At 71.6% G+C, this 26,398-nt stretch carries 31 protein-coding genes and 1 pseudogene; 6 read left to right on the top strand and 26 right to left on the bottom strand.

Features of this window, described 5'->3' with window-relative positions; all coding sequences use genetic code 11:
• Positions 1–52: 52 nt before the first annotated feature.
• The gene (locus ACQEWB_RS42765) at positions 53–568 is read right to left on the bottom strand and encodes an N-acetyltransferase family protein (RefSeq protein ID WP_432841059.1); all 516 of its coding nucleotides are present in this window, start codon (positions 566–568) and stop codon (positions 53–55) included.
• Complete coding sequence (locus ACQEWB_RS42760; RefSeq protein WP_432841057.1) at positions 565–1,149, bottom strand: helix-turn-helix domain-containing protein; 585 nt, start codon at positions 1,147–1,149, stop codon at positions 565–567. Before ACQEWB_RS42760 ends, ACQEWB_RS42765 begins: the two co-directional genes overlap by 4 nt.
• 383 nt (positions 1,150–1,532) lie before the next feature.
• On the opposite strand from ACQEWB_RS42760, the gene ACQEWB_RS42755 reads away from it, so the two are divergent.
• A complete protein-coding gene (locus ACQEWB_RS42755; protein WP_432841055.1) occupies positions 1,533–2,546 on the top strand; it encodes a caspase family protein in 1,014 nt (337 codons plus the stop codon).
• 2 nt (positions 2,547–2,548) lie between these two features.
• Here the strand turns inward: ACQEWB_RS42755 and ACQEWB_RS42750 are convergent, their stop codons facing one another.
• From ACQEWB_RS42750 to ACQEWB_RS42725, 6 genes are all read right to left on the bottom strand, one after another.
• Positions 2,549–3,451, bottom strand: a complete 903-nt coding sequence (locus tag ACQEWB_RS42750) for a LysR family transcriptional regulator (protein ID WP_432841053.1) — start codon at positions 3,449–3,451, stop codon at positions 2,549–2,551.
• A 43-nt stretch (positions 3,452–3,494) separates the two neighbouring features.
• Positions 3,495–4,694: a glycine C-acetyltransferase gene (locus tag ACQEWB_RS42745; RefSeq protein WP_432841051.1), complete on the bottom strand. Its 1,200-nt coding sequence runs from the start codon at positions 4,692–4,694 to the stop codon at positions 3,495–3,497.
• A 14-nt stretch (positions 4,695–4,708) separates the two neighbouring features.
• Complete coding sequence (tdh, locus tag ACQEWB_RS42740; protein ID WP_432841049.1) at positions 4,709–5,737, bottom strand: L-threonine 3-dehydrogenase; 1,029 nt, start codon at positions 5,735–5,737, stop codon at positions 4,709–4,711.
• Between the two features lie 147 nt (positions 5,738–5,884).
• Positions 5,885–6,274, bottom strand: a complete 390-nt coding sequence (locus tag ACQEWB_RS42735) for a YybH family protein (RefSeq protein WP_432841047.1) — start codon at positions 6,272–6,274, stop codon at positions 5,885–5,887.
• Between the two features lie 32 nt (positions 6,275–6,306).
• Positions 6,307–7,020: an SDR family NAD(P)-dependent oxidoreductase gene (locus tag ACQEWB_RS42730; RefSeq protein WP_432841045.1), complete on the bottom strand. Its 714-nt coding sequence runs from the start codon at positions 7,018–7,020 to the stop codon at positions 6,307–6,309.
• 128 nt (positions 7,021–7,148) lie between these two features.
• Positions 7,149–8,078 carry a LysR family transcriptional regulator gene (locus ACQEWB_RS42725; RefSeq protein ID WP_432841043.1) on the bottom strand — a complete coding sequence of 310 codons (930 nt, stop codon included), beginning with the start codon at positions 8,076–8,078 and terminating at the stop codon, positions 7,149–7,151.
• A gap of 109 nt (positions 8,079–8,187) precedes the next feature.
• Here ACQEWB_RS42725 and ACQEWB_RS42720 point away from each other — a divergent pair, with 109 nt between their 5' ends.
• From ACQEWB_RS42720 to ACQEWB_RS42710, 3 genes are read left to right on the top strand one after another with little or no spacing between them, the layout of a single operon-like run.
• Positions 8,188–8,478: a muconolactone Delta-isomerase family protein gene (locus ACQEWB_RS42720; RefSeq protein WP_432841041.1), complete on the top strand. Its 291-nt coding sequence runs from the start codon at positions 8,188–8,190 to the stop codon at positions 8,476–8,478.
• A gap of 56 nt (positions 8,479–8,534) precedes the next feature.
• Positions 8,535–9,695 (top strand): YbfB/YjiJ family MFS transporter, encoded by a 1,161-nt coding sequence (locus ACQEWB_RS42715; protein ID WP_432844313.1) that lies wholly within the window; start codon positions 8,535–8,537, stop codon positions 9,693–9,695.
• Between the two features lie 13 nt (positions 9,696–9,708).
• Positions 9,709–10,314: a GOLPH3/VPS74 family protein gene (locus tag ACQEWB_RS42710; protein WP_432841039.1), complete on the top strand. Its 606-nt coding sequence runs from the start codon at positions 9,709–9,711 to the stop codon at positions 10,312–10,314.
• Here ACQEWB_RS42710 and ACQEWB_RS42705 read toward each other — a convergent pair.
• The 8 genes from ACQEWB_RS42705 to ACQEWB_RS42670 form a co-directional block, all read right to left on the bottom strand.
• Positions 10,311–10,904 (bottom strand): TetR/AcrR family transcriptional regulator, encoded by a 594-nt coding sequence (locus ACQEWB_RS42705; RefSeq protein ID WP_432841037.1) that lies wholly within the window; start codon positions 10,902–10,904, stop codon positions 10,311–10,313. The genes ACQEWB_RS42710 and ACQEWB_RS42705 overlap by 4 nt on opposite strands.
• 57 nt (positions 10,905–10,961) lie before the next feature.
• The gene (locus tag ACQEWB_RS42700) at positions 10,962–11,543 is read right to left on the bottom strand and encodes a GAF domain-containing protein (protein ID WP_432841035.1); all 582 of its coding nucleotides are present in this window, start codon (positions 11,541–11,543) and stop codon (positions 10,962–10,964) included.
• A gap of 55 nt (positions 11,544–11,598) precedes the next feature.
• Positions 11,599–12,198 carry a GTP-binding protein gene (locus ACQEWB_RS42695; RefSeq protein ID WP_099932743.1) on the bottom strand — a complete coding sequence of 200 codons (600 nt, stop codon included), beginning with the start codon at positions 12,196–12,198 and terminating at the stop codon, positions 11,599–11,601.
• The gene (locus ACQEWB_RS42690; RefSeq protein ID WP_351469148.1) at positions 12,176–12,547 is read right to left on the bottom strand and encodes a DUF742 domain-containing protein; all 372 of its coding nucleotides are present in this window, start codon (positions 12,545–12,547) and stop codon (positions 12,176–12,178) included. Before ACQEWB_RS42690 ends, ACQEWB_RS42695 begins: the two co-directional genes overlap by 23 nt.
• Before the next feature lie 2 nt (positions 12,548–12,549).
• Positions 12,550–12,984, bottom strand: coding sequence for a roadblock/LC7 domain-containing protein (locus tag ACQEWB_RS42685; RefSeq protein WP_432841032.1), 435 nt, complete (start codon positions 12,982–12,984; stop codon positions 12,550–12,552).
• A 97-nt stretch (positions 12,985–13,081) separates the two neighbouring features.
• The gene (locus ACQEWB_RS42680) at positions 13,082–15,709 is read right to left on the bottom strand and encodes an ATP-binding protein (protein WP_432841030.1); all 2,628 of its coding nucleotides are present in this window, start codon (positions 15,707–15,709) and stop codon (positions 13,082–13,084) included.
• A gap of 396 nt (positions 15,710–16,105) precedes the next feature.
• Positions 16,106–16,516, bottom strand: a complete 411-nt coding sequence (locus ACQEWB_RS42675; RefSeq protein ID WP_432841028.1) for a VOC family protein — start codon at positions 16,514–16,516, stop codon at positions 16,106–16,108.
• A gap of 63 nt (positions 16,517–16,579) precedes the next feature.
• Positions 16,580–16,972: a helix-turn-helix domain-containing protein gene (locus ACQEWB_RS42670; protein WP_432841026.1), complete on the bottom strand. Its 393-nt coding sequence runs from the start codon at positions 16,970–16,972 to the stop codon at positions 16,580–16,582.
• A 75-nt stretch (positions 16,973–17,047) separates the two neighbouring features.
• Here ACQEWB_RS42670 and ACQEWB_RS42665 point away from each other — a divergent pair, with 75 nt between their 5' ends.
• Positions 17,048–17,434, top strand: a complete 387-nt coding sequence (locus ACQEWB_RS42665) for a cupin domain-containing protein (RefSeq protein ID WP_432841024.1) — start codon at positions 17,048–17,050, stop codon at positions 17,432–17,434.
• Here ACQEWB_RS42665 and ACQEWB_RS42660 read toward each other — a convergent pair.
• From ACQEWB_RS42660 to ACQEWB_RS42615, 10 genes and pseudogenes are all read right to left on the bottom strand, one after another.
• A complete protein-coding gene (locus ACQEWB_RS42660; protein ID WP_432841022.1) occupies positions 17,406–18,215 on the bottom strand; it encodes a DUF429 domain-containing protein in 810 nt (269 codons plus the stop codon). The two genes, ACQEWB_RS42665 and ACQEWB_RS42660, sit on opposite strands and share 29 nt — an antisense overlap.
• Before the next feature lie 65 nt (positions 18,216–18,280).
• Positions 18,281–18,457 (bottom strand): annotated as a pseudogene (locus tag ACQEWB_RS42655) (MBL fold metallo-hydrolase); the annotation flags it as partial.
• 230 nt (positions 18,458–18,687) lie between these two features.
• On the bottom strand, positions 18,688–19,365 hold the full coding sequence (locus ACQEWB_RS42650; protein ID WP_432841020.1) for a 4-carboxy-4-hydroxy-2-oxoadipate aldolase/oxaloacetate decarboxylase: 678 nt from the start codon (positions 19,363–19,365) through the stop codon (positions 18,688–18,690).
• A complete protein-coding gene (locus tag ACQEWB_RS42645) occupies positions 19,362–20,432 on the bottom strand; it encodes an aminotransferase class I/II-fold pyridoxal phosphate-dependent enzyme (protein WP_432841018.1) in 1,071 nt (356 codons plus the stop codon). Before ACQEWB_RS42645 ends, ACQEWB_RS42650 begins: the two co-directional genes overlap by 4 nt.
• Positions 20,429–20,578 carry a hypothetical protein gene (locus tag ACQEWB_RS42640; protein WP_432841016.1) on the bottom strand — a complete coding sequence of 50 codons (150 nt, stop codon included), beginning with the start codon at positions 20,576–20,578 and terminating at the stop codon, positions 20,429–20,431. Before ACQEWB_RS42640 ends, ACQEWB_RS42645 begins: the two co-directional genes overlap by 4 nt.
• Complete coding sequence (locus ACQEWB_RS42635; protein ID WP_432841014.1) at positions 20,578–21,321, bottom strand: SDR family oxidoreductase; 744 nt, start codon at positions 21,319–21,321, stop codon at positions 20,578–20,580. The genes ACQEWB_RS42640 and ACQEWB_RS42635 overlap by 1 nt, the downstream gene beginning before the upstream one ends.
• A 53-nt stretch (positions 21,322–21,374) precedes the next feature.
• Positions 21,375–22,688 carry an MFS transporter gene (locus ACQEWB_RS42630; protein WP_432841012.1) on the bottom strand — a complete coding sequence of 438 codons (1,314 nt, stop codon included), beginning with the start codon at positions 22,686–22,688 and terminating at the stop codon, positions 21,375–21,377.
• Positions 22,689–22,770: 82 nt separating this feature from the next.
• A complete protein-coding gene (locus ACQEWB_RS42625) occupies positions 22,771–23,763 on the bottom strand; it encodes a biotin-dependent carboxyltransferase family protein (RefSeq protein WP_432841010.1) in 993 nt (330 codons plus the stop codon).
• Complete coding sequence (locus ACQEWB_RS42620) at positions 23,756–24,469, bottom strand: 5-oxoprolinase subunit B family protein (protein ID WP_432841008.1); 714 nt, start codon at positions 24,467–24,469, stop codon at positions 23,756–23,758. Before ACQEWB_RS42620 ends, ACQEWB_RS42625 begins: the two co-directional genes overlap by 8 nt.
• Complete coding sequence (locus ACQEWB_RS42615; protein WP_432841006.1) at positions 24,466–25,254, bottom strand: LamB/YcsF family protein; 789 nt, start codon at positions 25,252–25,254, stop codon at positions 24,466–24,468. The genes ACQEWB_RS42620 and ACQEWB_RS42615 overlap by 4 nt, the downstream gene beginning before the upstream one ends.
• 191 nt (positions 25,255–25,445) lie before the next feature.
• Here ACQEWB_RS42615 and nac point away from each other — a divergent pair, with 191 nt between their 5' ends.
• Positions 25,446–26,384, top strand: coding sequence for a nitrogen assimilation transcriptional regulator NAC (gene nac, locus ACQEWB_RS42610; protein WP_432841004.1), 939 nt, complete (start codon positions 25,446–25,448; stop codon positions 26,382–26,384).
• The last annotated feature ends 14 nt before the right edge of the window (positions 26,385–26,398 follow it).

The following is a 26,398-nucleotide window of genomic DNA, read 5'->3' as shown; positions in this document are numbered from 1 at the left end:
GCACTGACAATCACCTGGTGAGAGCGGTCACTCGACTACCCGGTGAGAGCGCTCACCCCAGCCGCTTGTAGTAGAGGGTCGTCGGCCGCAGCACCCCGGTCGGGTCGGCCGCGTAGTCGGGAATGACACCGGCCCGGGTCCACCCGGTGGAGTCGTAGAGGCGTTCGGCGGGGCTGTCGGTCTCGGTGTCCAGATGGAGAAGGGTGATCCCGGTCCCGACGGCCGCCTCCTCCGCGGCACCGAGCAGCCGCCGCCCGAGACCCTGCCCGCGCGCGTCCCGGTGCACCATCAACTTCACCAGCTCCGCCCGGTGCCGGCTGTTGGGCTTCGCGGGAAACGCGAGGCTGACGGTGCCCACGACCCGTCGCCCGTCATGCGCGGCCCACACCGCCCACCGTCCCGCGGCCACCTCGGCCGCGCGCTCCTTCCACCAGGCGACGGCCGCGGCCCGATCCATCGGCGAGAGGAATCCGATGGAGGCACCCCCGTCCACGGTGTCCACCAACAGCTGCGCCAACTCACCAACCCAGCCGCCGAGTTGGACCTCGTCCAAGCGAGTGACGATCATGGCAGCACCACCGCCAGCACGTAACGCGCCTCGCCGGGCCCCAGGCACCGGAACCTCGTCGGCCCCCACACCCGCAGCCGCAGGCAGTCCCCGGCATCGAGACGATGCCCGGCATCCTGCGCCGTCACCTCCAGCACCCCCTCCAGCACCCAGATGTGCTGCTCCAGCCCGGGCACGGGCGGCCGGTCGTACGCGATGTCGGCGCCCGCGGCCAGCCGCCCCTCGACGAGCTCGCCGCGCAACCCGGGATGCGGCGGCGACACGGACCGCCGTACGAAACCGGAGGCCCGGTCCTCCCAGACCGTCTGCTCGGCGGCCGGCACGAGCAGTGCGGGCTCGGCCTCCACCTCGCTGAGCAGCTGTGACATCGTCCGCCCGTAGACGTGGCACAGGCGGTTCAGGAGCGAGGCAGTGGGGCTGATCTCCGCGCGCTCGGCACGGGACAGCGTCGACCTGCTCACCCCGCTCCGCTCCGCCAACTCCCCCAGCGACCAGCCGCGTTCGGCCCGCAGCGCGGCGAGACGGGCGCCGAGGCGGGTGTCGACGGGATCGGGGCGGGCTTCAACTTCTTCGCGTTTCACATTCGGGACGCTATCCCAGATATGCAACGCCCGCCTTAGCAATCAAGAGAGGACCGAGACGTCGGACATCGGCATCCACGTCGACGTCGACGTCGACGGAAACAGCGCCGCACACGAGTCCCTGTAGGACTGACTGCGGCAGGAACCAGGACTCCGGGACCATGTGCGGCATGTGGCCCCTCTCGCCGCCCCCAGGACGATGGGTTCGCTCGCCGCGTGGTTGCAGCAGCGCAGATCCCGGGGCGACTCCCCCGCGTCCATCGTCGTCACGACCGCCGACGGCCAGAGCCTGCGCCTCGACGCCCAGTCGGCGGCCGAGACCGAACGGCTGCTGCGACTCGGCCTGCGGGCGTCCGCCCCGCAGGCGGCCGAGGAGGTTGACGATGCGACTGCCCGACCCTCGGCGGTCGTACGCGGTCCTCATCGGTGCCAGCACGTACCGGTCCGACGCGGTCGCCGATCTGCCGGCCGTGCGCAACAACCTCTACTACCTGGCCGCCGTACTCACCCATCCGGGGCTGGGCGGACTGCCCGTCGAACGGTGTGTGGTGGTGCCGGATCCGACGGATGTACGTGCCGTCTACCGCACCCTGCGGAGCTGCGCGAGCGCCGCCGAGGACACGCTGCTCGTGTACTTCGCCGGGCACGGGCAGACAGGGCCGCGCGACGAGCTGTTCCTGGTCCTCGCCGACACGGATCCCTCCGAACTCCGGTTCAGCGCCCTGCCGTTCGACGTCATCCGCGAGGTGATCGCCGACAGCCCCGCGGCCGACCGGGTCGTGATCCTGGACTGTTGCTTCAGCGGACGGGCCGTCCAGGACATGGGGTCGGGCACGGAGACCCCGCTGGGCCAGGTGGGCATCGAGGGCACATACGTCCTGACCTCCGCACCGGTCAACACGGTGGCGCCGGCGCCGGTCGGCGCGACGTACACGTCCTTCACGGGCAAACTGCTGGCGTTCCTGACGGGCGGGGTGCCGGGCGGGCCCGCCCTGCTGACCTTCGGCGAGATCTACCGACGGCTGCTTCGGACGGCGACAGCGAAGGGGCTGCCGGTGCCTGGTCAGCGCGGCACTGGGACCGTCGACATGCCGGGCCTGACACGGAACCCGGCGGCCACGGAGCCAGGAGCCCCGGCGCCTGCAGCGGGTGCCGCGGAGGGACGCGCTACCGGATCCGTCCTGAGCGGCACCTGGCCCTCCCTGAAAGTCCGGCGCCGACTGGGGATCCCGCTGATGCTGCTGGGCGTCACCCTCCCTGTGTTGGCCTGGTCGACGCCCACCCCCACACGGAGTCTGGTCGCCGTACCGATCGTGGGCGCGGTGCTCTGCGCTGCCGGAGTCACGCTGCGGAAGCGGCCGTATCGCACTCTCGCCATTGCGGCCTACGTGCTCTAGCCCTACACCCCCGCCGCCTCCCCCAACGCCTCCAACACCGGCCGGATCAACGGATGCCCCTCCGCCCCCTGCCGAACCGCCGCGAACACCCGCCGAGTGGGCGCCACCCCGTCCACCGGCCGTACCACCACCCCCGCCAGATCCACCCCCCGCAGCGCCGACCGCGGCACCAGCGCAACCCCCGCGCCCGCCGACGCCAGTGCGATCACCGCGTGGAAGTCGTCCGAGGAGTGTTCGAGACGGGGTTGGAAGCCCGCGTTCTCGCAGGCCAGGACCACCACGTCGTGGCAGGGGTTGCCCGGATACGGGCCGATCCACGGGTCCTTGGCCAGCTCCGCGAGCGGCACCTCGGACGAGTCCGCCAGCCGATGGCCCACTGGGACGACCGCCTCGAACGGCTCGGCGTACAGCGGGACATGGGTCAGGCGAGGGTCGTCCGCCGGGGGCGCTCCCCGGTATTCCACCGCCACCGCGACATCGACCTGCCGGTCCAGCACCATCGGCAGGCTCGCGTCGCCTTCCGCGTCCTGTACCCGGATCCGGATGCCGGGCGAGGTCGAGGCGAGCCGGGCCACCGCGGGCGCCACGACCAGCGCGATGCCCGTCGCGAAGGAGGCGACCGTGACCACGCCCGCCGCGCCCGAGCCGTACGCCGCCAGTTCCGCCTCCGCCCGCTCCAGCTGGGCCAGGACCGCGTTGGTGTGCCCGAGCAGGATCTCGCCGGCCGGAGTCAGCCGTACGCCCTTGGCGCCGCGCTCCACCAGGCGGTGGCCCGTCTCCTGTTCAAGGGCCGTGAGCTGCTGCGAGACCGCGGAAGGGGTGAGGTACAGCGCGGCGGCAGCCGCCGTCACCGTGCGATGGTCCGCCACCGCCCGGAGGATGTGCAGCCGCCGCGCTTCGATCATGGGATCGATTGTCTCAAATGCGCCGTCCGCGGAAGCCCGGGCCTCAGCCTGTCGGCTCCAGCTCCGCCCGCGCCGCTACGAAGGCCTCCACGGCCCGGTCGACGTCGTCCGTGGAGTGCGCGGCCGACAGCTGGACCCGGATACGGGCCTGGCCCTGCGGCACGACCGGGTAGGAGAAGCCGATCACGTACACGCCCCGCTCCAGCAGCAGCTCCGCGAGCCGCCCGGCGACCGCCGCGTCGCCGATCATGACCGGTGCGATGGCGTGGTCGCCGGGGAGGATCTCGAAGCCCTCCTCCGTCATACGGCGCCGGAACAGCGCGGTGTTCTCGCGCAACCGCACCCGCAGGTCGTCCGCCGACTCGAGCAGGTCCAGCACCTTCAGGGAGGCCGCCGCGATCACCGGCGCGAGCGTGTTCGAGAAGAGGTACGGGCGGGAGCGCTGGCGCAGCAGGGCGACGATCTCGGCGCGGGCCGCCACGTAGCCGCCGGACGCGCCGCCGAGGGCCTTGCCGAGGGTGCCGGTGATGATGTCGACGCGGTCCATGACGCCGTGCAGCTCGGGGGTGCCCCGGCCGCCGGGCCCGACGAAGCCGACCGCATGGGAGTCGTCGACCATGACCATGGCGTCGTAGCGCTCGGCGAGGTCGCAGATGTCCCGCAGAGGCGCCACGTAGCCGTCCATGGAGAACACGCCGTCCGTGACGATCAGCCGGCGCCGGGCGTCGGACGCGTCCTTCAACTGCCGTTCCAGGTCGGCCATGTCGCGGTTGGCGTAGCGGAAGCGGCGGGCCTTGGAGAGGCGGATGCCGTCGATGATCGAGGCGTGGTTGAGGGCGTCGGAGATCACCGCGTCCTCGGGCCCGAGCAGCGTCTCGAAGACACCGCCGTTGGCGTCGAAGCAGGAGGAGTAGAGGATCGTGTCCTCCTGGCCGAGGAACGTCGACAGGCGGGCCTCAAGCTCCTTGTGCACCTCCTGCGTACCGCAGATGAAGCGCACGGACGCCATGCCGTAGCCCCAGCGGTCCAGGGCCTCGTGGGCGGCGGCGACCACTTCCGGGTGGTCGGCGAGGCCGAGGTAGTTGTTGGCGCAGAAGTTGAGGACCGCGCCGGGGCGGCCGCCCGTGGTGACGTTCACGGTCGCCGACTGCGGGGTGCCGATCACGCGCTCGGGCTTGTGCAGGCCGGCGGCGCGGATCTCGTCGAGGGTGGCGCGCAGGTCGTCGCGCACGGAGTCGAACATCGTTGATCCCTAAGTCAGTTGGTCCAGTCGAGGATGACCTTGCCGCCACGGCCGCTCGCCGCGTCGGCGAAGGCCGCCTCGAAGTCGCGGTGGCCGTACCGGCCGGTGATCACGGGCGAGAGGTCGAGGCCGCCCTCCAGCAGCACCGACATCGCGTACCAGGTCTCGAACATCTCACGGCCGTAGATGCCCTTGATGGTGATCATGGAGGTGACGACGCGGGCCCAGTCGACCGGGAACTCGGCGGCCGGCAGACCGAGCATGGCGATACGGCCGCCATGGGTCATGTTGGCGATCATGTCGCGCATCGCCTCGGGCCGTCCGGACATCTCCAGGCCGATGTCGAAGCCCTCGCGCAGCCCCAACTCCCGCTGCCCGTCGGCGATCCGATGCTCCGCCACGTTCAGCGCCAGACTCACGCCGATCTTGCGCGCGAGCTCCAGCCGCTCCTCGCTCACGTCGGTGATCACGACGTTGCGGGCACCCGCGTGCCGGGCGACGGCGGCGGCCATGAGCCCGATCGGCCCGGCGCCGGTGATCAGTACGTCCTCGCCGACCAGCGGGAAGGAGAGGGCGGTGTGCACGGCGTTGCCGAACGGGTCGAAGATCGCCGCGACGTCGAGGTCCACGGGGACGCGGTGCACCCACACATTGGACGCGGGCAGGGCGACGTACTCCGCGAAGGCCCCGTCCCGGCCGACGCCGAGTCCGACCGTGGCCCGACAGAGGTGGCGGCGCCCGGCGAGGCAGTTGCGGCACTTCCCGCAGACCAGGTGGCCCTCGCCGCTGACCCGGTCGCCGACGGCGATGTCGGCGACGTCCCGCCCGGTCCCGACGACCTCGCCGACGAACTCGTGCCCGATCACCAGCGGCGCGCTGATCGCCTGCCGCGCCCAGCCGTCCCAGGCCCGGATGTGCAGGTCGGTGCCGCAGATGCCGGTGCGCAGCACCTTGATGAGTACGTCGCCCGGTCCGACGGCGGGCTCCGGGACGTCCGCGAGCCACAGCCCGGGTTCCGCCTTCTCCTTGACCAGCGCCTTCAACGCTACGGCTCCTGTGCGTGAGGTCCCGGACGCGGGCACGCCGTGGCGGCCCGCGTCCGGGGAGGGGGGTGGAATCGGAAAGCAATCTGCCGTACGGCACCACCCCGGGTCCATCGAGCTTTTCTTAACCCACGCCGCAGCTCCGCTTCACACCTGCCCGGGCGGCTGATCCAGCCGGGACACCTGGTAGTGGGCGATCGCCCAGTCCTCCTCCGTCCGCCGCACCAGGACGGCGAGCTTGACGGCGAGCGTGGGCCGGTCGGTGAACGTGAAGTCGACGTCGAGGTAGCCGAGGACCAGGTCGTCCGCGAGCCGTCGGGTTTCGAGGATGCGGTACGCCGCTTTCATGCCCAGCGGCTGGGAGTCGTAGTACGCGGCGACGCCCTGCCGTCCGACGCTGTAGGGGTGCAGCCCCTGGAAGATCGCGTCCTCGGTGAACCGGGCGGCGACACGCTCGGGTTGGTGTGCGTCGACGCCGGCCCGCCACTCGTCCAGTACCGAGTTCAGGATCGCCTTGTCGTCGGTCGTGGTGGTCATGTCCGCTCCCTGGTGGGTGATGTGACGATCCGTCAATGTCCGGCGCTCATACCGCCGTCGACGTGCAGGATCTCGCCGGTGACGAACGGGGCCGTCTCCAGGAACAGCACCGCGTCGACGATGTCGCTCACCTCGCCCATCCGGCCGACCGGGTGCAGGGCGGCGAGGAAGTCGTGGGTCTCCGCCGGGTGCATAGGGGTCTTGATGGTGCCGGGCGAGACGGCGTTGACGCGGACGCCGCGGGTGGCGTACTCGATGGCGAGGGACTTGGTCGCCGACTGCAGGCCGCCCTTGGTGAGCGAGGCGAGGACGGAGGGGACGCGGGAGTCCGCGGCGTCGACCAGGCTGGTGGTGACGCTGACGACGTGTCCGCCGCCCTGGGCGAGCAACTGCGGCAGCGCCTGCTGGGTGAGGTGGAAGAAGCCGGCGACATTGATGCCGGTGACGGCGGCGAAGTCCTCGGCCGTGTAGTCCGTGAAGGGCTTCGCGACGAAGACGCCCGCGTTGTTGACCACGGTGTCGATACGGCCGAAACGGTCGACGGCGGCCGCGACGACCCGCTCGGCGGTCGCCGGGTCGGCGATGTCGCCCTGGACGGTGAGGACGTCGGCGTCGTCGACGGGCGCGATGGTGCGCGAGGTGGCGACGACGGCGTAGCCGAGCTTGCGGTAGCCCTCGACGAGGGCGGCACCGATGCCCTGCGAGGCGCCGGTGACGATCGCGACCTTCTGGTTCTGCGTGCTCATGGTGACCTTCTCCGGGTGAGTGACCGGCTACTAGCCGACCGGTCGACTATCTGGAAGGTAGGTCGGGCCGGGCTGGGACGGAAGGACGGGCTTTCTCCGGCCTGAGAGGCGCAGCCTCCCAGGGAAGGTCAGGCCCGGTTCGCGTACGGATCGTCGGCCGGCAGCCAGGCGTCCGGGGCGTGGATGCCGAGGTCGCCGACGCCGTCGCTCAGGGCGTCCACGGCGGCGAGAACGCCGGGGCGGTCCTCGCTGGCGCGCCAGACCAGGGACCAGGTCCAGTAGATCTTCGGCTCGACGATCTCGCGGCGGACCAGGTCGGACGGGAGCGGACTGGTCTGTCCCTTGGGCGAGTTGAGGACCGGGCGGGTGCAGCGGCGGACGTGGTCGAAGTAGGCGGGGCCGGTGACGGCACCGTCGGAGATGCGCACCTCGCGGGCGCCGGTGACCTTGGTGACCTCTTCGGCGTACACGTTCCAGGACGCCCAGGAGGTGATGTCGTCGTCGATGAGGACGTCGGTCTCGCGGGCCGGGATGTCGCTCGTGTCCTTGCCCTTGGCCACGGCGTAGAGCCGGTCGGCGCCGATCAGCCGGGCCCGCAGCCCGAGCCGGGCGAGGTCCTCGTTGCGCAGCCAGCACACCGCGATGTCCAGACTGCCGTCGGCGACCCGGGCGGCCTGGGTGTGGGAGGGCGCGACCCAGGCGTCGATGTGCACCTGGGCCACCGCGGCCGTACGCGAAGTCAGGTCGGGCGGCAGCCAGTTGACGTAGCCGAGCCGCACGGACTGCGAGCCGGAGAGCCGGCTCGCCCGGCGTTTGAGGTCGTCGGCACGCTCCAGCAGCGCGCGGGTGTGCGGGAGCAGGGAGGCGCCGGCCGGGGTGAGGGAGACCGAGCGGCGGTCGCGGTCGAAGAGCCGGACGCCCAGGTCCCGTTCGAGTGCCTTGATCTGCTGGGAGAGCGAGGGGCCCGCGATGAGCAGCCGCTCGGCGGCCCGCCCGAAGTTGAGCTCCTCGGCGACCGCGACGAAGTACCGCAGCTGACGCAGTTCCACGGGCGCCATGGTACGCGCGCTGGGAGGCCGGGCCTATCAGCAGCTAGGCAGCCGGTCGTGGCATCCCAGCTGGTGACGGGCGCACGATGGGGGCACCGAACGACGAATGGAGCGCGTCATGCGAGAGTTCCTGGTCGAGATCGTCACCACCGTCCCCGAGGGCACCGGCCAGGACGAGGTCGACCGGCGCCGGGCCGCCGAGGCCGAGCGCGCCAAGGAGCTGGCCGCCTCCGGACACCTGGCCCGACTGTGGCGCCCCGTGGGCGAGTTGCGCAGCATCGGCGTCTGGCGGGCCGCCGACGAGGAGGAGCTGCACGCGAAGGTGCTCGGCACGCTGCCGCTGCGCCCCTGGATGACGCTCACCGTCACCCCGCTGGAGTCCCACCCGAACGATCCGGGCGAGAAGTGACCGCTCCCTCCCCTTGGACGCATGTCGCCAGGGCCGCCGCCGCGCTCGCCGCGGGCATGGGCGTCGGCCGCTTCGTCTACACCCCGATCCTGCCCCTGATGCACACCCGGGCGGGCCTGTCCGCGGGCGCCGGTGCGAACCTCGCGACCGCCAACTACGTCGGCTATCTCGCCGGGGCGCTCGCAGGCATCATGGCGCCCGCCCTGATCCGCTCGCGCACAGTCCTGCGCGGCTCCCTGCTTCTCCTGACGGCCACGCTCGCCGCGATGCCCCTCACCCACAGCGTGGTGGTCTGGGGCGGGCTGCGGTTGCTTGCCGGGGCGGCCAGCGCGCTGGTCTTCGTCGTCGCGGCCGGTTCTCTCCTGCACCACTTGCGGGAACATCCGCCGCACCTGTCCGGCTGGGCGTTCGGTGGGGTGGGCGGCGGCATCGCGCTGTCGGGCCTGCTGGTCCTGGCGCTGCGTTCCGCCGGCGACTGGCGGGCTGCCTGGTGGGCCTCGGCCGCGCTGGCGGCGCTGCTCACGGCCGGTTCCTGGAACCTGCGCCCGGAGGCCGCGCCCGCCTCCACTCCTCCCGGGACCACCGAGAAGCCCCGCACCCACCGCTGGTTCGGCGCGCTGTTCGTCAGCTACACCCTGGAGGGCGTCGGCTACATCGTCGCGGGCACCTTCCTGGTCGCGGCGATCGGGCAGGGCTCCCCCGGCTGGATCGGCGGCGGCGCCTGGGTGCTCGTGGGGCTGGCCGCCGTACCCTCGTCGGCGCTGTGGGCCCGGCTGGGGCGCCGCTGGTCGCGCCCCGGACTGCTGCTCACCGCGCTGGTGGTGCAGGCGGCCGGGATCGCGCTGCCCGCGCTCGGCGGCGGGACGGCCGCCGCGCTGGTCTCCGCGGTGCTGTTCGGCGCCACGTTCCTGGGCGTGAGCACGCTGGCCCTGGCCACCGGCGCGCACCTGCGTTTCCCCCGCTCGGTCGCCCTGCTGACCGCCGGGTACTCCGTGGGCCAGATCCTCGGCCCGCTGGTGGTGGCTCCGCTCATCCGCCACGGCTACCACGGGGCCCTGCTCCTCGCCGCCCTGCTGGTCCTGGCCGCGGCCGCGGCCGCCGCGGTACTGCGGATCGGCTTCCCGCACCACATGGTCGTAGTACGACACACGAAGCCCGAAAGGCGGCGAGAATCGAGCGAGGGCGCCGACGCGCTCGCCCCGCACTCGGCCAACTGACGTGGAGCCGCTCATGACCACCGCACGGGACCTCGCGATCGTCGCCCTGGACACGGCGACCGGCAAGCCGGTGGAGCAGGGCGACCTGTCGCTCGCGCTCGCCGGGGCCGAGGTGTTCGACCTCATCGAGGCCCGGGCCCTCGTCCTCGACGGCGACCGCATCGTGCCGAGCGCCCAAGCACCCACGGGCGACCGCCTGTTGGACGAGGCCGCCGGAGCGCTCGTACGACAGGAGCCGTACGAGCCGGTGGAGGAGTGGCTGTGGCGCCGCGGGCGGGGACTGGCCTCGGCCTACGTCGACGACCTGGAGCGGATCGGGCTGACGGGCCGGCCGCGGGGGCGCCGCATCCCGCTGCTGAGCGGCCGGACGGAACTGGTCGACTCGCCGGCCCGCCGCGCGGCCGAGGACCGGTGGACGGCCGCCGAACCCGTCCTCACCGCCCTGGCTGCCGCCGCCGGCATCGGCGACGAGCCGCCCGAGGGCAGCGAGGAACTCGCCACCGACACGGCCGCGACCGTGCTGGCGGCGGTCGGTGACGCGGTGATGGAGCTGGAGGCCGTACGCCAGCGGAAGGTGATCGAGGACGCCGCCTTCGACAACGTCTGGCGCGGTTACTAGGAAGCGCCCAGCAGAGCGCGGCAGTTGTCCCAGAGGGGGCCGAGGCGCTGCGGGCTGTTGTAGAGCTTGGCGAACATCACCTGGCCCTCCAATTGGGCCACCACCGCCCGCGCCGCCTCCCGCGCGTCCGCGACCCTGACCTCGCCGCGCTCCCGGGCCTCCGCGACGACCGACTCGACCATGTCGACCTGCGCGCCGAAGATCTCCTGGAGTCGTTCGCGGACGGCCTCGGTCTGGTTGCTCAGCTCCAGGGTGAGGTTGCCGAACAGACAGCCCGACACCGTGCCACAGCCTTCCTGGACCGCCCGCTGCCCGGCCTCCGTCTCCACGAACAACTGCCTTAGCCGCTCCAGGGGTTCGGCGTCCGCGCCAAGGACCCGCGCCCAGTCGCGCCGCTGTGCCGTCCAGTGCTCGTCGACGACCGCGAGGGCGAGGGACTCCTTGGACTCGAAGAAGTAGTAGAAGCTCCCCTTCGGCACCCCGGCCGCCTTGCAGATCTCGGCCACGCCCAGCGCCGAGTAGCCGCGCCCCTCGATCAGCGAGCGCGCGGCATCGAGGATCTTCTCCTTGGCGTTACTGGTTCGTCCCACACGACGAGTGTACGTAGGTACTAGACCGGTCGGCTAGCAACGTGGCGCCGTCCGCCGTCAGAGCAACGGCAGCCCGTCCGCCTCCCGTCGCTCCAGCCGGGCCACCAGCTCCGCCGCCGACGCCTTGATGGTCTCCAGACCGGCCTTGCCCCAGGGCCGCGGTTCCACATCGGTCACGCACACCGTGCCCAGCGCCATCCCCGTGCTGTCGATCAGCGGGGCGCCCAGGTAGGAGCGGATACCGAACTCGTCGACGACCGGATTGCCCGCGAACCGCGGGTAGTCGCACACGTCCTCCAGGACCAGCGCCTTGCGCCGGACCACGACATGGGGGCAGAAGCCGTGGTCGCGGGCGAGTTCCCGGCCCAGCACCGGAGTGGTGCCGTCGGGCTTCACGACGGGCGGTGCGACGTCGGGAAGGTGCAGGCCCGCGAAGAACTGCCGGTTCTCGTCGATGAAGTTGACCATGGCGTACGGCGCACAGGTCAGCTCGGCGAGCCGGTCCGCGTAGGCGTCCAGGTCCGGGTCCGGGCGTTCGCCCAGGTGCAGTTGGCCGAGTCGTCGAGTGCGGGCGGGTGCCTCCTTGTCCTCGGGGGTGAGCAGCAGTCGACCGGCCGGGCGCGCGGGGTCGTACCTCATCGGCGGTCACTGTGGACGTCGGTCATATATCAACTCCATGGCGGGTGTTCGGGGATCACATGTGGGCGCCGTGGCTCGGCGCATGCGCCGGGGCGTGGGCGATGAGGTGCCGTACGAGGGTCAGCAGGGTCTGGACGCCGGAGCTGGAGATCCGGGCGTCGCAGCGCACGACCGGGATCGCCGGATCGAGGTCGATGGCGGCGCGGACCTCCTCGGGGTCGTAGCGGTACGAGCCGTCGAACTCGTTGATGGCGACGATGAACCCGAGGCCACGCTGCTCGAAGAAGTCGACGGCGGCGAAGCACTCCTCCAGGCGCCGGGTGTCGGCGAGGATGACCGCGCCGAGCGCACCCTCGGAAAGCTCGTCCCACATGAACCAGAACCGCTCCTGTCCGGGCGTGCCGAACAGGTACAGCACATGTTCCGGATCCAGGGTGATGCGGCCGAAGTCCATGGCCACCGTCGTCTCGACCTTGTTCTCGATCCCGTCGAGACTGTCGGTCGCGGCGCTGACCGTGGTGAGCAGCTCCTCCGTGCTGAGCGGCGCGATCTCGCTGACCGCGCCCACGAAGGTCGTCTTGCCTACTCCGAAGCCTCCCGCGACCAGGATCTTGAGTGCGGTGGGGAAGGGGTCAGAGCTGTCGTCGTAGTCCATCGAGCACTGCCTCCAGTAGGGCCCGGTCAGTCGGGTTGTGGTGGAACTCGGGTGGCTTGGTGGTGAGCGCCCCGCAGTCGACGAGGTCCGACAGCAGCACCTTGGTGACCACGGCCGGCAGCTTCAGATGGGCGGCGACCTCGGCGACCGAGACGGGCGCGCGGCACAGGTCGAGCGCCTGCGCGTGCTCCGGTCCGAGGTAGCCGAGGGGGGTGGCTCCGGTGGCCATCACGTGCGACAGGAGGTCGAGCGCGATGGTGGGCCGGGTGCGGCCGTTGCTGACCGTGAAGGGGCGCACCAGCCGACCGGCCGCGTCGTCGAGCCAGGGCCCGTCGCCGACCGCCGCCACGCTCAAGGCCTCATCGCCGTGGGTTCGACGGCGTGCTGCCGGGGCGCGGTGACCAGGTAGGGGCGGACGCTCTTGACCAGCATGGCCATCTCGTAGCCGAGGACGGCCGCGTCGGCCTCGCGGCCGGCCAGCACGGCGAGACAGGTGCCGGAGCCGGCGGTGGTCACGAACAGCAGGGTCGAGTCGAGTTCGACGACGACCTGGCGGACGTCCCCGCCGTCGCCGAACCGGACGCCGGCGCTGCGACCGAGGGAGTACAGGCCGGAGGCCAGCGCGGCCATGTGGTCGGCGCTGTCCGCATCGAGGCCGTGGACCGACTTCACGAGCCCGTCGCAGGACAGGAGTACCGCGCTGGTCGTGTGCGGTACGCGCTGCACGAGGCCGCTCATCAGCCAGTCGAGATCGGATACATGGCCGGTCGGCGCTTCGCTCGCCATGGTGGATCGACTCCTTGGGGTACGAAGGTCTGCGGGAGCGGTGGGGGCGGGGCGGGGGTGCGGACGGGGATGCGGGCGGGGGTGGTGACTGGGCTGCTCATCCGGCTGGTGCGCTCCCGTCGTGCCGGTTGGGATGATCGATGCCGCGCGCGGCCGCGGGGCGCGCCTCGGCTATGTGCGCCGGATCCATGGGGGTTACGTCCATGCCGTGCGGCGGGGTGTGGGCGGTGACGTCCGTGTGGAGAGCGTCCAGGTGGGGGGTCGGGATCCTGGGGAGGGAGCCTGTGTGGGCCGGATCCATGGGGGTGCGGTCGGGGTGGGACGGGGTGGACATGTGGAGCAGGTCAGTGTGGAGCGACTCCATGTGGAGCGACTCCGTGTGGCTCGACGACATGTGAGGGGATGACATGTGGGGGGACGCTGTGTCGGGCGAGGCCATGTGGGGCGACGGCATATCCGTGGCCCGATCCAAGGGGCCGGACGCCATGTGTCCCGGATCCGTGTGCCCCAACTCCATGTGCCCCAGGCCCACATGGCCCACGTCCATGTGCCCTGACTCCATGGGCGCCGCGGAGGTGTGTGCGGTCGGCGTCTCCGCGGTCAGTTCGCCCTCCGCCTCCAGGTGCTGCTGGGCCTCCGCCAGGCCGATGCCACGCTGGAATGCCGCCATCAGGCCGGGGTCGTGGCCGGCGGGGTACTCGGAGTCCTGGCGGGGCACCGGGCCGTCGCGCAGCTGGGGTGCGATGTGTTCCTGGGCACGGCGCCGGGGCAGTTGGGGCTTGCCCATGGTGCCGCGGACCGGGCCGGTGCGGGGCGTGGGCGGGGTGGCCGCGTTCTCGACGGCGAGCCGCCGGTCGTCGGGCCGGATACCAGGCAGAGCCTCGGCCGGATTGGCCCGCTCCTCGTGGTGACCACGCACGGGAAGTGGGGCCGGCGCACCGCCGTCGGCCGTCCTGCCCGCGCCGCCTCCAAAGGCACCGCCGCCCGTCATGGCTCCGCCGGGCATGGAGCCCCCCGGTACGGCCGCGTCCGGCGAGCTGCCATTCGGCAGGCCGCCGTTGGGTACCGCGCCATCAGGCACCGGGCCGTTGGACGCACCGCCACCCGGCAGGCCGCCGTTGGGCAGCGCGCCGCCCCGTACCGTCCCGTTGGACGGAGCGCCGCTCGGCACCGTGCCGCCGCCTGCCGTGCCATGGGGCGCACCGCCACCCGGCCTGCCGCCGTTCGACACCCTGCCGCCCCGTGCGACCCCGTTGGGCGCAGCGCCGCCCGGGATGCCGCCGTTCGGCACCGCGCCACCCCGTACCGCCCCGTTGGGAGAGGCGCCGGCTCCGTTCGGTGTCGGAGCGCCGTGTCGGGTGTCCTCCCATCGCTCGCCTCGGCGCGGCGCGGATGGTGGGGGCGCCACGCGTCGCCCGCTCAGCGTCTCGGGGCCGGGTCCGGCCGGGGCCTGGGGGCGCGGCCGGCCTACCGGTGCCGCCACGCCCTGCGGCTGCGGTGCGCCGCCGGGGACGCCCGGCGTCGAGCCCAGCAGCCCCTGCGGGACGACGAGCACCGCCTGGACCCCGCCGTAGATGTTGGTCTGCAGCCGGACGTTGATGCCGTGCCGCCGGGCGAGCTGCGAGACCACGAACAGTCCGATACGGCCGTCCGCCAGCAGGCTCGCGACGTTGACCTGGTCGGGGTCGGCGAGCAGGGCGTTCATCTTCTTCTGCTCGGCGACGGGCATACCGAGTCCCCGGTCCTCGACCTCGACCGCGAGCCCCGAGGTGACCAGGTTGGCGCGGAGCAGGACCTGGGTGTGCGGGGCGGAGAACACCGTGGCGTTCTCGACGAGTTCGGCCAGCAGGTGGATGACGTCGGCCACGGCGTGGCCGCGCAGGGTGCCGTCGATCGGCGGCACCAGCTTGACCCGCGAGTACTGCTCGACCTCGGCGATCGCGGACCGCAGCACCTCGGTCATGGAGACGGGGTGGCTCCACTGCCGACGGGAGACGGCCCCGCCGAGCACGGCGAGGTTCTCGGCGTGGCGGCGGATGCGGGTGGCGAGGTGGTCGACGTGGAAGAGGCCCTTGAGCAGGTCCGGGTCCTCGATCTCGTTCTCCAGCTCGTCGAGGATCGAGATCTCCCGGTGCACCAGGGACTGCAGCCGTCGGGCGAGGTTGACGAAGACCTCCAGCTTCTGCTCGCTGCCCGCCTGGCTGGAGAGCTGGGAGGCTTGTACGACGGCGGTGACGGCGCCGTCGTGCGCGCGGGCCAGGTCGGCCGCGAGCAGCTCGAAGTCGTCCGCGCCCTCGGGCGGCCCGCTGCGCGGCTTGCGCTGGGGCGGGGCCTCGCCCTGGCGCAGGGCGTCGACGAGGGCACGCAGGTCGGCCTCGCCGCGGGCGCTGCTGCGGCGCAGGGCACCGACGCGGTCGCTCACGGTCTTGGCGGCGCGGTCGGCGGCCACGGCCGCGATCACGATGCCGGCCAGGGCCACCGAGAAGGCGCCGGCGAGCACGCCCCACAGGATGAGGCCGGGCCGCGCTCCGGTGGAGCGAACCGTGAACAGCACGGCGGCGCTGGCGCTCAGGGCGACCGCGATGGGCGGCAGCACGGCGAGCCGCAGCAGCTGGGGCCGTATGTGGGCCTCGGGCAGCGAGGGAACGGTGCGGACGACCGGCCGTCCGTGCCGTCCGCCCTCGCGGCGGTCTGCGCGTGCGGCCGGTGCGCGGAGGTGAGACATCGGTGTCCTCGTCGTACTGGTCCGTCGGTGCCTGGGGCGCGGGCTGCGCGGTTCGGGCAGGCGTTGCCCGATGGACACTCACAGTAGTCGCCAACGCATCATGTGCGGTGGGCAGTTGACAAAGTCCCACGCACAGCGTCCCGCTCTGGTATGAGGCGTCGTACGACAGACCGATAAACCCAGCGGACGACCGGTCCCGCTGGACAAAAGAACGATCAGAGCTGGTCGGAAGCGGTCACCCGAAAACGCCGAGGGCCGGGGAGCCATTGCTCCCCGGCCCTCGGCGGATGCCGATATCCGTCCGGTCCACACTCTCTCGTGACCGTTTCGGACCCTCTCGCGCCCTCCGGAGTCATCCCCCGAACGTCACTTTCCGTGTCAACCGCGAAGCCCGTCTCACGCCTTCGGCTGGGTGAAGCGGATGCTGTTGCCGAAGGGGTCGCGCAGCGCGCAGTCGATTCCGTACGGCCGCTCGGTGGGCTCCTCGGTGAACTCGACGCCCTTGGCCTTGAGGGCCTCGTACGTCTTGCGGCAGTCGTCGGTGCCGAGGATGAGGTAGCCGCCCGTCGCGCCCTTGGTGAGCAGTTCGCGGACCTGCTGCGCGGTCTCCTCGGACAGCCGCGGCGGTCCGGGGCGCTCCAGCAGGACCTCGCGGTCGGGGTGGCCGGGGACGCTGACGGTGAGCCAGCGCATGATGCCGAGGTCGGCGTCGGTGTTGACCTCCAGGCCGAGCTTGCCGACGTAGAAGTCGAGTGCCTCGTCCTGGTCGAGGACGTAGATCTGCGAGTGCGTGATGGCTGTGAACATGCTCATCACGCTACGGCCCGAGCCCTGCGAAAACTTATCCAAAACTGCTCTGTCGGGTGGCCGTCAGGCGCCCGGCCGCAGCCACGCCATGGTGAAGCAGGTGGGCACGTCCACGGGCACGGCCTCCTTGCGGTAGTCGCGGGGCGAACGGCCGACGATGTCGCGGAAGGTGCGGCTGAAGGTGCCCGGGCTGCCGAAACCGACGTCGAAGCAGATGTCCGTAACGCTGCGGTCGGTCTCCCGCAGCAGGAACATCGCACGCTCGACCCGGCGGCGCTGGAGGTAGCGGTGCGGGGTCTCGCCGAAGGTGGCGCGGAAGGTGCGGGTGAAGTGGGCCGGGGAGACGTGCGCGATCCGCGCCAGGGCCGGCACGTCCAGCGGCTGGGCGTAGGCACGGTCCATGGCGTCCCGGGCCCGGAGCATACGGCGGTTGCTCTCCTCTGCGGCACGGCTCACGGCGCCATCACATCACGGATCCCTGCTGGTGGTGAGGGATCACGGCTAGCCTGGTGGGGAGTGGAAGGAGCCGTCATGGACCCTCGACACGACGAGGTCGCCGTCGCCCGTCCCGGGGACCGCAGGCCCGGGCCGAGCACGCCGGGCATGAACCGGCAGGAGGCGTTCGCGACCGAGGGCACGTGGTCGGGGTTCGTCCGCACCGAGGCCGGGGCGGTCTCCGGCTGGCACCACCACGGCGAGTACGAGTCGGTGATCTACGTCCTGACCGGGTCCCTGCGGATGGAGTTCGGCCCGGACGGCGCACGCACGCTGGACGCCGGCCCCGGCGACTTCGTGTACGTCCCGAAGGGCGCCGTGCACCGCGAGGGGAACCCCACGTCCGGGCCGGCCGACATCATCGTCATGCGGTCGGGGACCGGGCAGTCCACCTTCAATGTGGACGGTCCCCAGGCGCTCTGAGTACCGCGAGGTCCCCGGTCGGCAGATGGATCCAGCCCTCCTGTCCGGCCGCCGAGCGCTCGCCCGCCGTCTGCGGCCACCGCGTGTTCCTGACCATGACGGCTCGGGCGACCAGGGCGCAGACCAGGGCGTCCAGGTGGTCGTGGCTGTCGACGCACCGGTCGCGCACGGGCTCGGTCAGGGGCAGTCCGAGGCCCGCCTCGATCGCCCCGACGATGTGCTCGCGCACTTCGCGGGCTTCGGGTGCGGCGTTCTTGTAGCTGCGGGCCGGACGGATCCCCCACAACCGCAGGGCGGCCGCGGGATACACCTCGGCGACCGGCCCGGACCCGTCCCGGGGCACCTCGACGCCGGTCGCCTCCAGGACGTCCAGGAGCCGGGCCGCGCGCAGGGCGACCACGCCCAGCAGGTCCGTGGAGACCGACAGTGGCGGCCGCATGGCGGTCGCCTTCCAGGTGAGGTCGTCGGTCAGCCGGAACCGCAGCGGGTCGAGCCCGGCCCTGCCGTCCGCCCGCCCCTCGAACCGCTCCGGAACCGGCAGCCGTACACCCTGGTGGTGGGCCAGCACGGTCGCCACGAAGCCGGACGGCCACCCGAGCGGACAGTCGAGCCCCGTCTTGTCGGCGTCCCGGACGAGCGCCAGCAGCTCCTCGTCCCCGTCCGGCACGGGAAACTCCACGGCCAGGCCGCCCTCGTCACCCCAGACCGCCCGGCACACAGCGGTACGCCGTGCACTCGCGGCCAGATCGACGCCGACGGTGACGGCCTGCCCCAGTCCCATGGCAACCTTCGTCTACGAGGCCTCAGCCCGCGGAAACCGTCTCCGGCCCCCCGTCCGATCCACCGTGGCTCGAAGGGCTCTCCCGCGCAGGGTACAGCGATGTGGGAGCCGGTCGCGTGGGCGGCCGCGACCGTGCCCTCGCCGGGCTCCGCCCAGGGGTGGGTCGCCTGTTTGAAGGTCGCCCAGTGGATCGGCATCATCACGCCGTGCGGCCGCCCGCCCTGGAGGTCGAGGTGCCCTCGCCGGGCTCCGCCCATCGAAACAGGCTTGGACAGTGGGCTCGTCCAGTGCTGGTGGGAGGAATTGACGATGGTGACCTGCACCGCAGCATGGGAAATCCTCTTATGAGAGCCATCCGCCCCTCTGTCAACACACTCCGCATCTCGGGCGAACCTCACACCGAGGCCATGGCCGTCGAGTGCGCGCATCGTCTGAAGTGCCTGGCCAAAACGGACGGCTGGGCGGTCTCCCCTCACTCCTCGTCGATCACCAGGCCCTTCGCCGCCAGGAGCGGTGTCAGCTTGCAGATGTCGATGACGGTGCTGCCCGCTCGGTAGGCGGATATGTAGCCCTCCTCGGCGTCGACTCGCTCCTGGGACGCCACCGCTACTTCCGCGGCGTCCTCTCGGCGTACGACGACGACACCGTCGGCGTCCGCGCGGATCACGTCGCCGGGGCGGACGAGCTGGCCGCCGACGGTGACGGGCTCGCACATCGGGCCGACGGTCTCCTTCACCGTGCCCTTGATGCAGACGCTGTAGGAGAAGACCGGGAAGCCCAAGGCCCGCAGGTCCTCGGTGTCCCGGACGCCGGTGTCGGTGACCAGGCCCGCGATCTCCTTGGCCTGGCAGGCGTTGGCGAGGACGTCGCCGAAGGATCCGGCCTCCCGGTAGGCGCCGGCGGAGACGACGATGACATCGCCAGGGCGGGCGTAGGCGATGGCGGTCTGGAGCATGAGGTTGTCGCGGGGCGCGCACTGGACCGTGAAGGCGGGGCCGCAGACGGACATGCTGTGGTCCACCGGCTTGATGGTCGAGTCCAGCGCTCCCAGCCTGCCCTGGGCCTCGTGGATGGTCGCCGAGGAGTACGCGCCGAGGCGCTCGACGAGCTCCGGGGCGGGGCGGTCGAACTTGGTGCTGACTCGGATCATGACGGCCTCTCGGACAGGGTGGCGCAGGCGGCGGTGATCCGTGCGCAGGCTTCGGTGAGGATCTCCGTGGAAGTGGCGAACGAGATGCGGAAGTAGCCGGGGGCGCCGTACGCGGAGCCGTGGATCACCGCCACCTGCTGGTCCTCCAGGAGGTGGCCGGTGAAGTCCTCGTCGTTCTCGATCCGGGTGCCCGCCGGGGTGAACCTGCCTATGTACGGCTGACAGTTGACCAGGAGATAGAAGGCGCCGCTCGGAGTGGTGCAGCTCAACCCCGGTGTCTCGCCGATGAGTTTGACGGTGGTGTCACGTCGGGCGCGGTATACCTCGACGGTCTCCCGGACGAAGTCCTGCGGGCCCGCCAGCGCGGCGGCGGCAGCGGCCTGGCTGACGGAGGACGGGCAGGAGGAGAGCTGCGACTGGAGGGTGTTGATCGCGGCCACCAGGTCGGCGGGGCCCACGCCGTAGCCGATGCGCCAGCCGGTCATGGCGTACGTCTTGGACACGCCGTTGGTGAGGAACACCCGGTCGGCCAGGCGGGGTTCGACGGCTGCCAGCGAGGGGTGGGCGCAGTCGTCGTACCAGATCTCGTCGTAGATCTCGTCGGTGAGGACGCTGACGTGCGGGTGGTCGAGCAACACCTCGGCGAGGGCCCGGAGTTCGCCGGTGGTGTAAGCCGACCCGGTGGGGTTTCCCGGGGTGTTGAGGACGACCCAGCGGGTGCGGTCGGTGAGGGCCGCGCACAGGCGGTCCGGGGTCAGTCTGAAGCCGTCCGACTCCGGGCAGTCGACGATGACGGGCGTGCCGTCGTTGGCGCGGACCATGTCGGGATACGACACCCAGTACGGGGCCGGGATCACGACCTCGTCGCCCTCGTCCAGCGTGGCCGTCAGGGCGAGGAAGATGACCTGCTTGGCCCCGCCGCCGACGGTGATCTGCGCGTCGGTGTACGCGAGGCCGTGGCGGCGCCGGAGCCGGTCGATGATCGCGGTGCGCAGGGCCGGAGTGCCGTTGACCGGGGTGTACTTGGTCTCGCCCGTCTCGATGGCCCGGATCGCGGCGGCCTTCACGTGCTCGGGGTGTCGAAGTCGGGCTCGCCGACGGTCAGGTCGAGGATGCGCAGGCCCTGGGCCTTGAGTTCGCGGACGCGTTGGGCCGCCGCGACGCTCGGCGAGGGGCTGATCCGGCGGACCCTCTTGGCCGTGGTCGTGCCCATCAGCCCTCCCGGCGTTCGAAGTTGAGGCCGCCGGGGACCTGGAAAGTGGGCAGGATCTCGATGTGGCCGATGTTGACGTGCCGGGGCGAGTCGACGGCGAACTCGATGGCGTCGGCGATGTCCTCGGGCTTGAGGGACTCGTAGCCGTCGTAGAACTGCCGCTGCGCTTCCTCCATGTCGCCGAGGAGCCGGCCGAAGATCTCCGTCTCCACGCGGCCGGGGCAGATCTCGGTGACGCGGAGCCGCTTGCCGTAGCCGTCGACCCGGAGCTGGCGGGAGAGGGTGTGCACGGCCGCCTTGGTGGCGTGGTAGATCGTGTTGCCGCCGAAGTTGTAGACCCCGGCGATGGAGCTGATGTTGACGATGTGGCCGAGGTCGCGCTCCACCATGCCGGGCATGAGCAGACGGACGAGGTGCAGGACGGCCTGGATGTTGACGGCGATCTGCTCGTCGACGGCGAACTCGTCGGCGGTGAGGATGTTGCCGGTGCGGGAGACGCCCGCGTTGTTGACGAGCACGTCGATCTCCAGGCCGTCCAGTACGGCGGTCAGCGCCTCGGTGTCGGTGATGTCGACGGCGTGCGGGACGCAGCCGGTGGCGTCGGCGAGGGCCTGGAGTCGTTCGGCGTTGCGGGCCACGGCGTGGACTTCGAGTCCACGCTTGGCCAGGCGTTCCACGACCACGGCTCCGATTCCGGTGGACGCTCCCGTGACGAGAGCGGTCCTGTAGTCGGAGATGGGCATGCGGGTGCTCCTTGGTTTCCGAAGGGGGTGTGGGGGGCTTTGTGTGCGGGCGGTCAGGCGTCGCGCAGGGGCAGGTGGGCGCGGTCCGTGATCCGTGAGACGGCGAGGAGGGTGCCGAGCGCGGTCAGGACGGCGTAGTAGGCCGGCATGTGGACGTCGCCGGTGCGGTCGATGAGGTAGGTCATCAGCAGCGGGGCGGTGCCGCCGAAGAGGGCGGCGGAGACGTTGTAGCCGAGGCCGTAGGCGGAGTAGCGGACCCGGGTCGGGAAGAGTTCGACGAGCAGGATGTGGATGACGCCGGTGTGTCCGGCGAACACGGCCGCCATGAGGCAGGCACCGAGGACGGCGAGCGGGACGCTGCCGGTGCCGATCAGCAGGTAGCAGGGGACGGCGACGGCGGCCATGCCGATCGCGGCACCGGCGATGACCTTCTTGCGGCCGAGGCGGTCGGAGAGGCGGCCCATGTACGGGATGGCCAGACAGATGACGACCAGGCTGGAGGCGGTGACGAGGAGGCCCTGGACCTTGCTGAAGCCCAGCTCGGTGCTCATGAAGGTGGGCATGTAGCTGAACAGGACGTAGTAGCCGGAGCCGTTCATCAGGGGGATGAACAGGGCCAGCAGCATCGCGCGGCGGTGTTCGGCGGAGGAGAAGGCCTCCTTGAGGGGGTTCTTCGACAGACCGCCCTCTTCCTGGAGGCGCGTGAAGTTGGGGGTGTCGCTGATGCGCTTGCGGATGTAGATGCCGGTGACGCCGAGCGGGACGGCGAGCAGGAACGGGATGCGCCAGCCCCAGGACTCCATGCGCTCGGCGCCGAGCCCGCTGGTCATGGCGGCGGCGATCAGAGTGCCGGTGAGCAGGGAGAGGAAGGAGGCGATCTGGGCGTAGCTGGTGTAGAGGCCGCGCCGGCCCTCGGGGGCGTGTTCGGCGAGGAAGCTCATCGCGCCGGAGGCCTCGCCGCCGACGGAAAAGCCCTGGGCGACGCGGAGCAGGATGAGGAGTGCGGGGGCGGCTATGCCGATGCTGGCGTAGGTGGGGAGGATGCCGATGCACGCGGTGGCGGCGCTGATCAGCAGGATGACGAAGACCAGCATCCGCTGGCGTCCGATGCGGTCGCCGAGGTGGCCGCAGATAACGCCGCCGAGGGGGCGGAAGAAGAACGACACGGCGTAGCCGAGGAAGACGAGCTGGACGGCGTTCTCGGAGCCGGGGAAGAAGACGGCGGCGAGTGTGCCGGCCATGAAGCCGAAGATGCCGTTGTCGTAGAGCTCGGCGAAGATGCCGACGCAGCCGGCGAGGGTGATCTTCCGGGCTGTTCTGGGGTCGACGGTGTTGGGAACGGGTTGAGCGGCGGCCACGGTGCTCATGGCGTCTCCTGACGTGTGCAGGGCGGGGATGAGGGGGCTCGGCTCGGTGCGGGCGGGCCTTTTTCGGGGAGGCGGCTGGGCTTCAGCTGCCGACGGGGACGGGAATGCGGAGGGTGACGAAGGCGGTGCGGACGCGGACCGCGAGGGCGTCGATCGCGGTGCGCCGGGCGCGGTGGGCGGCGACCGCCTGGCCGAGGGTGCGGTGGCGGAAGCGGACGGTCTGGCCGGGCCGGACCTGGCCGAGGGCGGCGAGTCCGGTGGCGGTGACCACGGCGAGGACGGGGTAGCCGGCCGTGACGCCCCGGCCGCGGTGCAGGACGAGGAGTTCGTCCCCGGTGGGCACTTCGACGGCGCCGACGGGCACCCCGCGGGAGAGGACCTCGCCGCCGGTGGTGCGGCGGGGCAGCGGGGTGTCGGTGCGCAGCCGCAGGCCGATGTGGTTGCTCTGCGGGCTCACCGTGTACGGGGTGTCGTACAGGCGGGAGGCGCTGTCGCCGAACTCGGCCCGGTCGGGGCCGTCGGTGACGTCGATGGTCCAGCCGTCGGTGAACGGGGCGGCCGGGGCCCGCAGCCGGAAGAGCGGGATGCGGGAGTAGGGGTGGTCCAGCGGCGGGCAGGCCGTGCGCAGGGTGAGGGTGTCACCGGCGCGCAGGGCGGGGCCGAAGCCCAGGACGGTGTCCGGGGCGCAGCTGCCCTGGAGGTAGTCGGCGTCGAAGGAGCCGAGCACGGCGAGGTAGACGCGCAGCCCGACGCGGATGTCGGTGACGCGGAGCGTCTCCCCGGCCCGGACGGAGACCGGCTCCCACTGGGAGCGGGCGCTGCCGTTGACGGTCAGTCGCGCGGGTGCCCCGGTGACGGCGACGAGGATGTCAGCGGAGGGGGTGCAGGCGAAGTCGAGGGCGGTGATTTCCAGCAGCGGGACGCGTTCGTCGTTGCCGCACAGGACGTTGGCGACGCGTGCCGAGTACTGGTCGAGGGCTCCGTTGACGGGCAGGCCGTGCTGGGAGCGGCCGACGCGGCCGAGGTCCTGCACGGTGACGTGGCCCGCGGTGCGGATGGTGAGGGTGTCAGCCATGGCAGGCCGCCAGGGGCACGTCCACGAGGTCGTCCCACTGGTCCGGGGCGATGGGCACGAAGCGGAAGGTGTCGCCGGGCCGGTACGGGGTGAGCGGGTCGTCGTGCAGGTCGAGGACGCGGACCGGGGTCCGGCCGAGGAGTGGCCAGCCGCCGGGCGAGGGCATCGGGCAGATCACCGCCTGCCGGCCGGCGACGGCGACCGCACCGGCGTCGACCCGGGTGCGGGGCGAGGCCAGGCGCGGCACGGGTGCCGGGAAGGGCGGTCCGTCCATCATGGGCGACCCGGCGGGCGCGCCGAGGCAGCGCACGGTGAGATCGGACCCGGAGTGCAGCTCGACCACCTCGCGCTCGGTCAGGCCGAGTTGGGCGGCGACCTCGGGCAGATCGGGGCCGAACGCGCCGCCGTAGACGACGGGGACGAGGAAGCGCCGGGGCTCTACGGCCGTCGTGGGGTGGGTGCCGAGGCGGCGGGCCTCGTGCCACAGGACGCGGCGGACGGTGTCGTGGTCGATGTCGGCGCAGTCGAACTCCACGAGCAGGGCGTCGTAGGTGGGCACCAGGCCGTGCACACCGTGGAGCCTTACGGCGTCCAGGGCGTCGGCCAAGCCGTGGACGAGCCGCCAGGAACGCTCGGCGTCGAGGCCCACTGCCCGTGCGACGAGGGCGGAGTCGCCGCAGTCGGTGAGGGTGAGGTGGGCATTCACCCGCGGACCCCCTCGCCGCTCACTACGTCGTCCAGCCGGGCGAACTCGACGCCTGCCGCGAGGAGTTGCTCGCGGACCCGGCGGGCCAGCGCGAGCGCTCCGGGGGTGTCCCCGTGCAGGAGGACGGTGTCGCAGGCAATCGGTACGTCCGTTCCGTCCACGCTGCGGATGACGCCTTCGGTGACCATCCGTACGGTCCGCAGGGCGATCTCGTCCGGGTCGTGGATGACGGCGCCGGGTTCGGAGCGCGGCACGAGGGTGCCGTCCGCGCGGTAGGCGCGGTCGGCGATGCCCACAATGCCCACGCGCAGTCCTCGCTTGCGTGCGGCGTCGGCGAGTTCGCCGTCCTGCGCGAGGACGATCAGCGACTCGTCCAGCGCGGCGACGGCGTCCACGACGGCTTCCGCGTAGTCGGCGCGTACGGCGACCAGGTTGCCCAGGCGGCCGTGCGGGGCGACATGCCGCACCCGGGTGCCGTGCGCGACGGCGAACGCCTGGAGCGCGCCGACCTGGTACAGCACGTCCGTGCGAACCTCGTCCGGCGTCAGGTCCATCGCGCGGCGGCCGAAGCCGGCGAGGTCGGGAAAGCTGGGATGGGCGCCGACGGCCACCCGCTTCTCGACGCAGGTCCGGACGGTGGCGTCCATGATGCGCGGATCGCCCGCGTGGAATCCGCAGGCGACATTGGCGGAGGTCAGCAATTCCAGGAGCGCTTCGTCGTCGCCCATCGTGTAGGCACCGAATCCCTCGCCGAGATCGGCCACGAGATCGACCAAGCGCGTCATGACGCCCTCCAGGAAAGGGAGATTCGAAAGGAAAAGGACCACCGGCGTCTTCGCTGGGTTTCCCACAACGTAGTGCGCCGCTCATCCGGCCACCAATACGGGTTCGCTGTGGCGTTATCGCGGACCGCTATGACACCGCTCGCGCCCGTGGCTCCCTACGATGAGGCTCCGCTCGACCGGAGGGCCCGCGCATGGACACCAGACGTCTCTACTCCTTCATCAAGATCGTCGACGCGGGGAGCATCACGCGCGCGGCCGACATCCTGCACATCGCGCAGCCCGCCCTGAGCCAGCAACTGTCGGCGCTGGAGGCGCAGTTCGGTCAGCAGCTGCTGATCCGCAGCAAGCGCGGGGTCGCCCCGACGGAGGCCGGGCGGGCGCTGTACCGGCATGCCCAGTTGATCCTGAGGCAGGTGGACCTGGCGCACGCCGCCGTGGAGGTCTCGGGCCGGGCCCCCGCGGGCGGCGTGTCGGTGGGGCTCGCGCCGTACAGCATGGGCGCGGCGCTCGCGTTGCCGCTGCTCAAGAGCGTGCGCGAGCGGTATCCGGACATCCTGCTGCACGTCAACGAGAACTTCGGCGGTGTGATCAGTGAGGCGATCATGACCGGGCGGATGGACATGGCGTTCATCTACGGTGCCGGTCCGCTGCGGGGTGTGCAGTTCGAACCGGTGCGTTCGGAGGACCTGTTCCTGATCGGCGCGCCCGGTGGCGCGGTGCCGGACGGGGAGGGCGAGGTGAGTCTGGAGGAGCTCGCGGAGGTGCCGTTGCTGCTGCCGAGCCGGATCCACACGGTCCGGCAGGTGGTGGACTCCGCCTTCCGGCAGGCCTCGCTCAGGCCGCGGGTGGTCGGTGAGGTGGAGTCCGCCCTGACCCTGGTGAACGCCGTGGACGCGGATCTCGGGGCGACCGTGCTGCCCTGGTCGGCGGCGCGGGCGATCCTCGATCTGCGCTCGCTGGTGGTGCGGCGGATCGTGGATCCGGTGATCCGGGTACAGCTTTCCATGGTGACCTCGGACAACCAGCCGCTTTCCGAACCCGCGCTGGCCGTGCACGATCTTTTCCTGGAACTGGTCACCGCATTCGAGGCGCCCGCCCGAAACGGGCCGGACGATAAACAGAATCAATAACGTCACATCGAACC

This window comes from Streptomyces sp. CA-249302, assembly GCF_050936785.1.
Taxonomy (GTDB): domain Bacteria; phylum Actinomycetota; class Actinomycetes; order Streptomycetales; family Streptomycetaceae; genus Streptomyces.
The sequence above is the reverse complement of the archived record's forward strand: the minus strand, read 5'-3'. Positions and strand labels throughout refer to the sequence as shown.